Source organism: Nocardioides sp. NPDC059952 (assembly GCF_042730435.1).
Taxonomy (GTDB): domain Bacteria; phylum Actinomycetota; class Actinomycetes; order Propionibacteriales; family Nocardioidaceae; genus Nocardioides.
The window spans coordinates 1-11,904 of sequence record NZ_JBHWLY010000114.1; the positions used below are offsets into that span (position 1 = coordinate 1).

The 11,904-nt window shown below is 69.1% G+C and carries 12 protein-coding genes; 5 read left to right on the forward strand and 7 right to left on the reverse strand.

Annotated features, from left to right (window positions below; translation table 11 throughout):
* Positions 1-61: 61 nt before the first annotated feature.
* From ACFV9G_RS28695 to ACFV9G_RS28715, 5 genes are all read right to left on the reverse strand, one after another.
* Positions 62-1,060, reverse strand: a complete 999-nt coding sequence (locus tag ACFV9G_RS28695) for an ABC transporter substrate-binding protein (protein ID WP_378732672.1) — start codon at positions 1,058-1,060, stop codon at positions 62-64.
* Between the two features lie 35 nt (positions 1,061-1,095).
* Positions 1,096-1,926: an ABC transporter permease gene (locus ACFV9G_RS28700; RefSeq protein ID WP_378732675.1), complete on the reverse strand. Its 831-nt coding sequence runs from the start codon at positions 1,924-1,926 to the stop codon at positions 1,096-1,098.
* The gene (locus ACFV9G_RS28705; protein WP_378732688.1) at positions 1,923-2,687 is read right to left on the reverse strand and encodes an ABC transporter ATP-binding protein; all 765 of its coding nucleotides are present in this window, start codon (positions 2,685-2,687) and stop codon (positions 1,923-1,925) included. Before ACFV9G_RS28705 ends, ACFV9G_RS28700 begins: the two co-directional genes overlap by 4 nt.
* 97 nt (positions 2,688-2,784) lie before the next feature.
* The gene (locus ACFV9G_RS28710; RefSeq protein ID WP_378732677.1) at positions 2,785-3,285 is read right to left on the reverse strand and encodes a DUF456 domain-containing protein; all 501 of its coding nucleotides are present in this window, start codon (positions 3,283-3,285) and stop codon (positions 2,785-2,787) included.
* A gap of 87 nt (positions 3,286-3,372) precedes the next feature.
* Positions 3,373-3,579 carry a hypothetical protein gene (locus ACFV9G_RS28715; RefSeq protein WP_040756289.1) on the reverse strand — a complete coding sequence of 69 codons (207 nt, stop codon included), beginning with the start codon at positions 3,577-3,579 and terminating at the stop codon, positions 3,373-3,375.
* 452 nt (positions 3,580-4,031) lie between these two features.
* Here ACFV9G_RS28715 and ACFV9G_RS28720 point away from each other — a divergent pair, with 452 nt between their 5' ends.
* The 3 genes from ACFV9G_RS28720 to ACFV9G_RS28730 all read left to right on the forward strand — a co-directional run bounded on the left by ACFV9G_RS28720 (position 4,032) and on the right by ACFV9G_RS28730 (position 7,869).
* Positions 4,032-6,017, forward strand: coding sequence for a type IIA DNA topoisomerase subunit B (locus ACFV9G_RS28720; RefSeq protein WP_378732690.1), 1,986 nt, complete (start codon positions 4,032-4,034; stop codon positions 6,015-6,017).
* Between the two features lie 4 nt (positions 6,018-6,021).
* Entirely contained in the window at positions 6,022-6,444 is a 423-nt protein-coding gene (locus ACFV9G_RS28725; RefSeq protein ID WP_378732679.1) for a hypothetical protein, read from the forward strand.
* An 87-nt stretch (positions 6,445-6,531) separates the two neighbouring features.
* Positions 6,532-7,869 (forward strand): acetamidase/formamidase family protein, encoded by a 1,338-nt coding sequence (locus tag ACFV9G_RS28730; protein WP_378732681.1) that lies wholly within the window; start codon positions 6,532-6,534, stop codon positions 7,867-7,869.
* A 90-nt stretch (positions 7,870-7,959) separates the two neighbouring features.
* Here the strand turns inward: ACFV9G_RS28730 and ACFV9G_RS28735 are convergent, their stop codons facing one another.
* Positions 7,960-8,865 carry an RNA polymerase sigma-70 factor gene (locus ACFV9G_RS28735; protein ID WP_378732682.1) on the reverse strand — a complete coding sequence of 302 codons (906 nt, stop codon included), beginning with the start codon at positions 8,863-8,865 and terminating at the stop codon, positions 7,960-7,962.
* Between the two features lie 81 nt (positions 8,866-8,946).
* Here ACFV9G_RS28735 and ACFV9G_RS28740 point away from each other — a divergent pair, with 81 nt between their 5' ends.
* Positions 8,947-9,918: an NAD-dependent epimerase/dehydratase family protein gene (locus tag ACFV9G_RS28740; protein ID WP_378732684.1), complete on the forward strand. Its 972-nt coding sequence runs from the start codon at positions 8,947-8,949 to the stop codon at positions 9,916-9,918.
* A gap of 25 nt (positions 9,919-9,943) precedes the next feature.
* Positions 9,944-10,396: a PaaI family thioesterase gene (locus tag ACFV9G_RS28745; RefSeq protein ID WP_378732692.1), complete on the forward strand. Its 453-nt coding sequence runs from the start codon at positions 9,944-9,946 to the stop codon at positions 10,394-10,396.
* Positions 10,397-10,437: 41 nt separating this feature from the next.
* Here ACFV9G_RS28745 and tuf read toward each other — a convergent pair whose 3' ends face one another.
* Positions 10,438-11,625 (reverse strand): elongation factor Tu, encoded by a 1,188-nt coding sequence (gene tuf / locus ACFV9G_RS28750; RefSeq protein WP_378732686.1) that lies wholly within the window; start codon positions 11,623-11,625, stop codon positions 10,438-10,440.
* Between the last annotated feature and the right edge of the window lie 279 nt (positions 11,626-11,904).

The window sequence follows — 11,904 nt, forward strand, 5'->3', positions numbered from 1 at the left end:
GAGTTTCGTCGCCCACAACTACATTCTCGGCCGCCAGAACCACCGATTCGGCGGGGAGGGGTCAGTTGGCGTCGGTGTTGAACTCGTTGTCGATGTAGATGTCCTCGGCGGACGGGGCCTTCTCGATCATCTCGACCGACTTCATGAAGTCGGCGAACTCGCCGAAGCCGGTCGGGGTGAGAGACCAGGTGACGTCGGGGTCGGTGATCTGGGTCTTGACCTCGGCAGCGGTGAGCTCACCCTCGGACTCGGCCGAGAGGAGCTCGGCGGCCTGGTCGGGGTCGTCGGTCAGCACGGCGTTGGACTCCTTCAGCGCCGCGTAGAACGCCTTGGTGAAGTCGGGGTTGGCGTCGAGGAAGTCGGGCTTGGCGTAGATGGCGTTGAAGGTGGTGCGGCCGAAGAGGTCGTAGCTCTTCAGGATCGGGTGGGCGCCGGCCTCGGCCTCCTGCGCGACGAACGGCGGGGCGGTGAGGTGGCCGGCGATCTGGCCGGAGATGAGTGCCTGGAGGCCGTCGGGGTGGCCCATGCCGACGATGTTCTTGTCCAGCGCGTGCGGGTCGCCCAGCTGCTCGCCGGCGGCCTTGCGCAGCGGCAGCGACTGGATGGAGTCGGGCGCCGGCATCGCGATCTTGGCGTCCTTCGGGAGGTCCTTCAGCGACGTGATCGCGGGATCGGTGACCATGAGCTGGAGATTCATCTGGTTCATCGCGGCGACCGTCTTCCAGCCGACGCCGGCGTCGACGCCGACCAGGAAGGGGGAGGCGCCCATGGAGGCGACCTGGACGTCGCCCGCGATGACGGCGTCGCGCAGCGCCCCGCCTGAGTCGAGCTCCTGCCACTTGATCTCGGTGTCGGGCAGCGCCTTCTCCAGCGTCTTCTGCTCCTTGATGATCAGCAGGGTCGAGTAGCCCAGCCCCGGCTGGTAGCCGATGGTGATCGTCTCGGCGGGGCCGTCGTCGGCCGTGCCGGCACCACAGGCGGCGAGCACGCCGGCGAGCAGGGTCGCGGCACAGGCGGCGGCCAGGCCGTGTACGCCTCGACGAGATTCGCGATGGGACATGGTGGAGCTCCTTGGAGTGGGGGAGAGGGTGGAGGTCAGGCGGTCTTCATGCCCCAGCGGACGACCGTGCGGCGCTCCAGCCAGGTGAAGACGAGGTCGAAGACGATCCCGATCAGCGCGATGGTGACCAGACCGGCGAAGGCGTCGGCGATGTGCAGGTAGGTCTTGGCGTTGTTGATGAAGTAGCCCAGGCCACCGCCCTCACCGGCCACGCCGAAGACCAGCTCGGCAGCGATGATCGTGCGCCAGCCGAACGCCCAGGCGCTCTTCAGGCCGGAGACGGTGTGGGGGAGCGCGGCGGGGACGAGGACGTACCAGACCAGGCGTACGCCGCGCAGTCCGATGTTGCGTCCGACGGCGACCACGGTGGGGTTGGCGGTGCGGAAGCCCTGGCTGACGTTGATCGCGATCGGCCAGATCACCGCGTTGGCGATCACCACGACCAGGGCGGTGGTGTTGATGCCGAACCACAGCATCGCCAGCGGCAGGATCGCGACGGCCGGCAGCGGGTTGAGCATCGAGGTGAGCAGGACCAGCAGGTCCTCGCCGATCTTCGTCCAGGTCGCCAGCGTGGTCAGGATCGCGGCGGCCACGATCCCGATGGCGAGAGCCTGGCCGAGGATGCGCAGGGTCAGCAGCGTCGAGTCGACCAGCGCGCCGCTGCGTACGCCCTCGACCATCGCCTTCGCGACGTCGAGCGGACCCACCAGCACCAGCGGGCTGACCCCGCCGAACCGGACGCCGAGGTCCCAGCCGAGCAGGAGGACGAGGAGCAGGAGCCCGCGGCGCAGGACGGTGGGGAGGTCGCCCCACCGAGGAAGCCGTCGCGGCAGGTCGGTGGGGACGTCGAGCGCGGCGGTGGTCATGCCGCCACCTCTGCGTCGGCGGCGTCGCCGGCGAGCAGGGACCGCAGGCGGATCTGAGCGGCGACGAAGGCCGGGTCGGTCGGATCGTCGAGGCCGCGTACGTCGAGGGTCTCGACGACGTGCGACGGCGGAGTCGAGAGGACGACGACCTGGTCGCCGACATAGACCGCCTCGGCGATGCTGTGGGTGACGAAGAGAACGGTGATCCCGGTGTCGGCGGCGACCTGCTTGAGCTCGCGCTGGAGGCGGTCGCGGGTCTGCGCGTCCAGGGCGCCGAACGGCTCGTCCATGAGGAGTACGTCGGGTTCGAGCGCCAGCGCCCGCGCGATCGCGACCCGCTGCTTCATGCCACCCGAGAGCTGGTGCGGATAGCGCGTCGCGGCCTGGTCGAGCCCCATCACGCCCAGCCAGTGCCCTGCGCGTTCCCGGGCCTGCTCGCGGGTGCGGCCGTTGGCGCGCAGGGGGAACTCCAGGTTGCCCCGCACGGTGCGCCACGGGAAGAGCTGGTCGAACTCCTGGAAGACGACCGCCCGATCGGGCCCGGGGGCGGAGACCGAGGTGCGGCCCGAGACGGTGATCGTGCCCGACCAGGGCCTCAGGAACCCGGCCGCGGCCTTCAGGATGGTCGACTTCCCGCAGCCGGAAGGACCGAGCAGCATCGTCGTCGATCCGCGGGGAACCGAGAACGAGACCCCGCCGACGGCCAGATGCGGTGCGCCGTCGACGACGTAGCCGAGGCGTACGTCATCGACCTCGAGCATGGACACGGATGCCTCCAGGGATGTTGTCGTCAGAGTCGACTTAGAAAACTAAGTCACTCGACTATAGCGACCTGGAGGCCCCGCCCGCGGTCGGGGCTCAGGTGATGAACAGCCCGACGACCCAGGTGATGGTGGCGAGGGTGGCGGCGATGGCGTCGATCAGGATGAACAGGCTCATCGCCTTCAGGGCGGTCCAGGTGGAGGTCCAGGCCTCACCCACGTCACCGCCGTGGCGACGGAGCTCGGCGAGGAAGACGCCGATGGGGAAGCCGACGAAGACGCCGACGACGGGGATCACGAAGAAGCCGATGATGGCCAGGATCGCGCCGACGATCTGGGTGGACAGCGGCATCCCGGAGTCCTTGAGGCGCTTGCCGGGGATGGCGTACTTGGTGATCAGCCCGATGGCGATGAAGGCGGCGGAGATGCCGAAGATCACCCATCCGGTGGACTCTCCCAGCCAGATGGCCCAGCCGAGGATCGCGGCGGCGACGAGCAGCGCGCCACCGGGGAGGACAGGGACGATGATGCCGGCGATGCCGAAGGCGATGACCAGCGCGACGAGACCGACAACGATCGATTCAGGGACGAGACTCACGGAGCGAACCCTAGCCCCGTGGCGCCCCGGAGACGCCGAAGGCCCGGACCGTCGTGGTCCGGGCCTTCGGGGAGTCGGTGGGTGGGGTCAGTTCTTCTCGGTGAGCTTGTGCGTCTCGTCGGTGATCGAGCTCGCGATCTCCTTGAGCTTCTCACCGTGCTCGCGGGCGTGGTGGGCGCAGAACAGCAGTTCGCCGCCGGAGTGGAGCTCCGCGCGTACGTAGGCCTGCGCTCCGCACCGGTCGCAACGGTCCTCGGACGTGAGCGGCGAGCTGGTGGCAACGGCAGTGGTCACATCGGCCTCATTTCTGAATCATGATTGCGCCGGGATAACGTACGTGAGTCCTGGAAGATTCCCTAGCCTGGACTCTTACCGCGGTCGCACCTCTAATCCTTGCAGTTGTCGCTCCGGGTTGGGGATCCGGGTCGGACCTACCCCGCGGGACATCGCTGTCCGTGACAGACATTCTTACCTGTCGACCGACCATTTCGTGCATCGAAACCCGCAAGTTCCACGTAACGGACCGATCACGACGTACGTGTGCCGCCCGATGGCGCGTGGCCGGTTGCCGCGTGCCTGCGTGAGACCCGGGCGTGTCGCACGGTAGATTTCATCCGAGCAACACCCCCACGCAGTACCCCGGGAACAACGCAGTAACGCAGGAGCCGATCATCTCTGACAACACCTACAACGCCGCGCACCTCCTCGTCCTCGAGGGCTTGGAGGCGGTGCGCAAGCGTCCCGGTATGTACATCGGCTCGACCGATACCCGCGGCCTCATGCACTGCCTGTGGGAGATCATCGACAACGGCGTCGACGAGGCGCTGGCCGGAGTCGCCGGCCACGTCGAGGTGACGATGCACCCCGACGGCTCGGTGGAGGTCTACGACGACGGCCGCGGCATCCCGACCGACAAGGAGCCCCGCACCGGGCTTCCGGGTGTCGAGGTGGTCGCGACCAAGCTGCACGCCGGCGGCAAGTTCGGCGGTGGCTCCTACAACGCGACCGGTGGTCTGCACGGCGTCGGCCTCTCGGTCGTCAACGCGCTCTCGAGCCGCATGGACATCGACGTGGACCGCTCGCCGGCCCAGCAGGGGATGTCGTTCCGCCGTGGCGTGCCCGGTGTGTTCGACGGTGACGGCCCCACGGCCGGCTTCACGCCGACCAGCGGCCTGACCCGCAAGGGCAAGCGGGTCGCCAAGGGCAAGACCGGCACCAGGGTCAGGTTCTGGCCGGACCGGCAGATCTTCACCAAGGACGCCCGCTTCGAGCTCGAGGGGCTGCTCGGCAGGGCCCGGCAGACGAGCTTCATCGTCCCCGGGCTCGAGCTGGTCATCCGCGACCAGTCCGGCGCCGACCCGGTCGAGGAGAAGTTCCGCCACGACGGCGGCATCGCCGAGTTCGTCGACTTCCTGGCCAAGGACGAGCCGGTCAGCGGCGTACTCCGTCTGCAGGGTTCGGACACCTTCACCGAGACCGTGCCGATGCTCGACGACGCCGGCCACATGACCCCGCAGGACGTCGAGCGTGAGCTCGGCGTCGACATCGCGGTGCGCTGGGGCAGCGGCTACGACTCCGAGATCCGCTCCTTCGTCAACGTGATCGCCACCCCGAAGGGCGGCACCCACGTCAGTGGCTTCGAGAACGCGCTGACCAAGACGTTCAACGACGCCATGCGTGCGGCCAAGGTGCTCAAGGTCAACGACAAGGACATCGTCAAGGAGGACATCCTCGAGGGCCTGACCTCGGTGGTGACGGTGCGCCTGGCCGAGCCGCAGTTCGAGGGTCAGACCAAGGAGATCCTCGGCACCCCGGCGGCCCGCAGCGTGGTGCGCAAGGTCGTCTCCGCGGAGATGAAGGCGTTCCTCACCGAGTCCCGCGGGGCCCAGAAGCAGCAGGCCAAGCTGGTGATGGAGAAGGTGTACGCCGCCTCCAAGACCCGGCTCTCGCTGCGCCAGCAGAAGGAGAACCAGCGGCGCAAGAACGCCCTGGAGTCCTCCGCGCTGCCCTCCAAGCTCGCCGACTGCCGCACCACCGACGACCGCGCCGAGCTGTTCATCGTCGAGGGTGACTCCGCGCTCGGCACCGCCAAGGTGGCCCGCAACTCGGAGTTCCAGGCGCTGCTGCCGATCCGCGGCAAGATCCTCAACGTCCAGAAGGCCTCGGTCGGCGACATGCTGAAGAACGCCGAGTGCTCCTCGATCATCCAGGTCGTGGGGACGGGCACCGGTCGGGGCTTCGACCTGGACGCGGCGCGCTACGGCAAGATCATCTTCATGGCCGACGCCGACTCCGACGGCGCCCACATCCGTACGCTGCTGGCGACCCTGTTCTTCAAGTACATGCCCGAACTGATCGCTGCCGGCAAGGTCTACACCGCGGTCCCGCCGCTGCACCGGATCGAGATCTCCAACCCCAAGAAGGGGATGGGCAAGTACATCTACACCTACTCCGACCCGGAGCTGCAGCGGAAGCTCGCCGAGCTGAAGAAGAAGAACGTCAGCTGGAAGGACCCGGTGCAGCGCTACAAGGGTCTGGGTGAGATGGACGCCGACCAGCTGGCCGAGACCACCATGGACCCGCGCCACCGGACGCTGCGCCGGCTGACGCTGGACGATGCCGACGAGGCCGCGGCGGTCTTCGACCTGCTGATGGGCTCCGACGTGGCTCCGCGCAAGGAGTTCATCGTCGCCGGAGGCGGTCAGCTCTCCGAGACCGACCTCGACTTCTAGGGCCGTGACCTCAGCGATGGACCAGAAGGCAGCTCGGACAGCGGCGACCAAGGCGTTCAAGACGGGCGGCATGCCGCTGCGCAAGGGCCATCACCGGCTCGGTGACCCCAAGAGCGACGACATCGTCTGGTACGTCGACCTGCGCGCCCAGGGCGCCGGGCCGAGCGCGCCGCTGCGCTTCGAGATCGGCTGCTGGGTCGCCGCCCTCGGCCACCCGGAACCGGAGGGCGGCCCGGTCGACTGCCCGCTGCTGTTGGACCGGTCGTTGGCTGCGACCACTCCCACCGAGCTGGCCGACGAGGTCGGCGAGCTGGTCGACCTCGTCAGTCGCCTCGACTCGGTGAGTGCCCTCGGCGCGGCGCTGACCTCGGGTGAGCTGGGCCGTCCCTTGGTCGACCACTCGCTGCGCACCTTCCTGGAGGAGTAGATACGCCGCTGACCCGCGGGTGTCACCGGCCCGAAATGCGGCTTCCTTAGCGTCAGGCTCGCTGTAGCCGAGGTTGAGGAGACGACGATGACGCATGACGGACGCGAAGCTGCCGAGCACCTGGCCGCGGGTCTGGGACGACGAAGGCTTGTACAGGCGGCACTGGGTGTCGCCGGTGCCGGTGCGGCGGCGGTCGGTGCCTCGGGTGCGGCTCACGCCCATGGTTCCGCGGCCCCGCGGAAGCCAGGACGGTTCGGCGGCATCCTGCAGCCGGGCGAGGGCCGGATCGCAGGCGATGTCTACCTGCCCTCGGAGACGGACGACGTGCTGTGGGGCTACGTCCCTTCGGTGCACGCCGCGGCGGTGGCGCGGGTGCGGTCCGGGCGTACGGTGACGATCGACTCCATCTCCCACGAGGGCATCCTCGAGGATCAGGGCCGCGACCCGGTCGCGTGGTTCGGTGAGCACGGCGTGCGCAGCAAGAACGTGCTCCGCGACGCGGTCGAGGTGGCCGCCTCCTATGACCGCACCCGGCGCAACTTCGACGTCGACGGGCCTCATGTCATCACCGGGCCGGTCTTCGTCGAGGGCGCCGAGCCTGGCGACGTGCTCAAGATCGAGACGCTCGAGGCGACGCCGCGGGTGCCGTACGGAATCGTCTCCTCGCGTCACGGCAAGGGCGCGCTCGCGCTCACCAGGGACGGAGCGGCGCCCGCGGGGATCACGCTGGACGAGGTGATGCCGCCGGTGGCGACCGACGGGCGCGGGACCGGGGAGCCCACGGCGTACGGAAACGTGTCGATCTTCGCCGAGCTTCATGGCGACAAGGTGAGGATGGGCCCGGTGAGCTTCCCGGTGAACACCTTCTTCGGAACGATGGGCGTGGCCTACGCCGAGACGACCGAGCTGACCGCTCCGGAGGCGAACTCGATCCCGCCGACGCTCGGCGGCGGCAACATCGACATCAACCTGCTCGGAGCGGGCTCGACGTTCTACCTCCCGGTCAAGGCCGAGGGGGCGCTGTTCTATGTCGGCGACCCGCACATGGCCATGGGCAACGGCGAGGTCGCGCTCACGGCGCTGGAGGGCTCGCTTCGGGGCACGTTCCGGCTGACGGTGTGCAAGCCCGGGTCGGGTGATGCTCCATCGGTGGCGTACGACTACCCGTTCGCCGAGACGGACGGTGCCTACATCCCGATCGGCCTCTCCGACCCGGACGGGTCGGTCGGCGGCCAGGGTAGCGATCTCGATGTCGCGATGAGGCGAGCGGTCGTCAACGCCCTGGACTTCCTCGAGCAGGACAAGGGTCTGGACCGGGCGATCGCGTACGCCTACCTCTCCGCCGCCGCTGACTTCGTGGTCTCGCAGGTCGTCGACCGTACGGTCGGGGTGCACGGGATCATCAGCAAGGCTGACCTCCCCTGATCGAGACGTCACTCGCGTCGGCCGAGGCGTCACGACGCTGCCACCTCGCCCGGCGCTGGTGACGTCTCGGCGGTGGGGGGACCTTGTCGGTCAGCGCTCGGCCAGCAGCGCGAAGAGGTCGCCGACCTCGCCGAGGTGGCCGAGCTTGTCGGGGTTGAGGACGTTGTGCATGCGTACGATCCGGCCACCGTCGACGTCGAGCGCGATGACGCCGAGCAGGGCGCCGTCGGCACCGCGGGTGAGCATCGCCGGCTGACCGTTGGCGGAGGAGAGCTCCAGACGTACGCCGAAGCGCTCGCCCTGACGCATGAGCCCGAGCAGGAAGCGGGTGACGGCGACGGCGCCGAGCATCGGCTTCTGGATGGCGGGAGCCCGGCCACCGCCGTCGGCGACGAACACGACGTCGTCGGCGAGCAGCCGCTCCAGGCCGGTGATGTCGTTCGCGGACAGCGCGGCGACGAACTGGGAGGCGAGCTGGTCGCGGCGCTCGCGGGAGGGGTCGAAGCGAGGGGTGCCGTCGGCGATCCGCTTGCGGGCCCGGGTGAAGATCTGGCGGCAGTTGGTCGCGCTCTTGTCGACGATCGGGGCGATGTCCTCGTAGTCGTAGCCCAGGACCTCGCGCAGCACGAACACCGCGCGCTCGACCGGCGTGAGCGACTCCAGCAGGACCAGGAACGCGGTGCTGACGGTCTCGTCGAGCTCGAAGCGGTGCGCTGGGTCCTCGTCGGAGACCAGGATCGGCTCGGGCAGCCACGGCCCGACGTACTGCTCGCGGCGGTGGCGGGCCGATCGCAGCGTGTCGATGGCGATCCGGGTGGTGACGGTCGTGGCGTACGCATCGAGGTTCTCGACCTCCCCGGTCTCCTGCGTGCTGCGATGCATCCGCAGGAACGCCTCCTGCACGATGTCCTCCGCCTCGGCGACGCTGCCGAGCATCCGGTAGGCGATCGAGAACATCAGCGGGCGGAGCCCGTCATGGGCGGTTGCGAGGTCCACGATCGCAGGACCTTACGCCAGCTGTCACAGGAGCGCAGGTCGTTTCGTCGGTGGGGACAACAACGAGGAGAGGACAAGGAAATGCGTATCTTCATCGCAGGCGGAACCGGCGCGGTCGGGATCCGGATGGTGCCGTTGCTGGTGGCCGCCGGGCACGAGGTGTACGGCTCGACCCGGCACGACGCGGGGCTCGAGGCTCTGGCCCAGATGGGCGCGACCGGGATCGTGATGGACCCGCTGGACGCGCAGAGCGTCCAGGACGCCGTCGCCAAGGCCGAGCCTGAGGTGGTCGTGCACCAGCTCACCGCGCTGGGCAGCCTGAGCGGCAACCTGAGGAAGTGGGATCAGGACTTCGCGATGACCAACCGGCTGCGCACCGAGGGCACCGACCACCTGCTGGCCGCCGCCCGTGCGGCCGAGGTGCGCCGGTTCGTCGCGCAGAGCTTCGGCGGTGGCTGGGCCCACGAGCGCACCGGCGGCTGGGTCAAGGACGAGACCGCCCCGCTCATCACCGACCCCGGCAAGGAGGCCCGGGGCACGCTGGCGGCGATCCGTCACCTGGAGTCCGCGGTCACCGCGGCGACCGACCCTTCGACAAGCTCAGGACACCGCGTCGAAGGCGTCGTGCTCCGCTACGGCAACTTCTACGGCCCCGGCAACGCCACCTCACGCGAGGGCGCGCTCGGTGAGATGCTGCGCAAGGGCAAGATGCCGGTGGTCGGCGGTGGCACCGGGGTGTGGTCGTTCGTCCACATCGACGACGTGGCTTCCGCTACGGTCGCGGCCCTCGACCGGGGTGCGCCGGGCATCTACCACATCGTCGACGACGAGCCCGCTCCGGTGAACCAGTGGATCCCGCTCCTCGCCGAGGAGGTCGGCGGCAGGAACCCGATGCGACTGCCGGCCTGGTTCGCCCGGCCGCTGATCGGCGAGTTCGGGGTCGCGCTGATGACCTCCGTGCGCGGCTCCTCGAACGCCAAGGCTAAGCGGGAGCTCGGCTGGACACCGTCGTACGCCACCTGGCGCGAGGGCTTCCGGACCGGGATCGGCTGATCGTGGCTATGGTGGCGCGGTGAAGATGATCGCGTTGCAGGACGAGTGGTGGCCGACGATGACCTGCTTCGGGTGCGGGCCGGCCAACGCCCAGGGGCTCCAGCTGAAGAGCTATCCGCAGCTGGACGGGAGCGTGACCGCGACCTTCCAGCCGTGGCCGCAGCACGACAACGGCGGCGGGTTCCTCAACGGCGGGATCATCGCGACCGTGCTCGACTGCCACAGCGCCGCCGCGGTGCACCAGGAGGCGTTCCTCAACGGCTGGATGCCTGCCGAGGGGGAGTCCCTGGCCTACGTCACCGCCGGGATCGACGTACGCTACCGGCGGCCGGCACCGCTGCGGGAGCCGGTCACGCTCGTCGCGTCCACGAAGGACGCCAGCGAGGACCAGATCACGTCGCTGGTGCGGCTGGAGTGGGACGGGAAGGTCCGCGCCGAGGGTGAGGCGCTGTGGAAGCGCTGGCGCCCCCGCGACTGAGAACCAGGAGACGGCCCCCACCAGGGTGAGGGCCGTCCCATCTAGTCGAGCAGCTCGGTCACGGTGCCGGCGGCGACGGTCTGACCGCCTTCGCGGACCGCGAAGCCGAGTCCGACGTTCATCGCGATCGGCTTCTCCAGCTCCACCCCGAGCTCGATCGTGTCGCCGGGCATGACCAGGGCGATCTCACCCAGGTCGATCCCGCCGGGCACGTCCGTGGTCCGGAAGTAGAACTGCGGCCGGTAGTCCGCGGCGAACGGGGTGTGCCGGCCACCCTCGGCGGTGGACAGCGCGTGCAGGTTCGCCCGGAACTTCCGGTGGGGACGTACGCTGCCCGGCAGCGCCACCACCTGGCCGCGACGGACCTCGTCGCGCTTGACGCCACGCAGCAGCACCGCCGCGTTGTCGCCCGCGTCCGCGGACTCCAGCGACTTGCCGAACGTCTCGAGGCCGATCGCCGTGCTGGTGATCGTCGAGCCCAGGCCCACGACCTCGACCGCGTCGCCGACCTTCAGCGACCCGCGCTCGACAGCACCGGTGACCACCGTCCCGCGACCGGTGATCGTGACGACGTTCTCGATCGGCATCAGGAACGGCTCACCGAGCTCGCGCTCCGGCACCGGCACGTAGTCGTCGATCGCGTCCAGCAGGTCACCGATCGCGGCCGTCCACCCCGGGTCGCCCTCCAGTGCCTTGAGCCCGGACACCCGGACGACAGGGACGTCGTCGCCGGGGAACCCGTACTCCGAGAGGAGGTCACGGACCTCCAGCTCGACCAGGTCGAGCAGCTCGGGGTCGTCGACGGTGTCGGCCTTGTTGAGCGCGACCACCAGGTACGGCACGCCGACCCGGCGCGCGAGCAGCACGTGCTCACGCGTCTGCGGCATGGCGCCGTCCTGCGCGGAGACGACCAGGATCGCGGCGTCCACCTGGGCGGCGCCGGTGATCATGTTCTTCACGTAGTCGGCGTGCCCGGGCATGTCGACGTGCGCGTAGTGCCGGGTCGCGGTCTCGTACTCGACGTGCGAGATGTTGATCGTGATCCCGCGCTGCAGCTCCTCCGGAGCACGGTCGATGCCGTCGAAGGCGATGAAGCGGTTCACGCTCGGGTCGCGCTCCGCGAGCACCTTGGTGATCGCGGCGGTCAGGGTGGTCTTGCCGTGGTCGACGTGACCCATCGTCCCGATGTTGAGGTGCGGCTTGGTCCGCACGAACTGGCTCTTGGCCATGAGTTGTCCTTTGGTCGCTCAGTTGATTCGGGGTGAGCCAGGACCCTCCGGCAAGCCCTCACAGCGCTGTCACCGCGGGTGAGGGGGCCGGTGCGGGCCACCCTCCTCCGCGGGTCCTGCGAGGCAGGAGGAGGGTCAGCTTCGAGCGCCGGTGCAATCGACTGACGGAGTCCACGTGGGAGCGCCCGTCAGGCTCTTGCCTGACAGGTCGAACTCGGAAACCACGCGGAACATGCGCATCACGATAGGTACCAACATCGGACCCCGCAAAGTAATTCC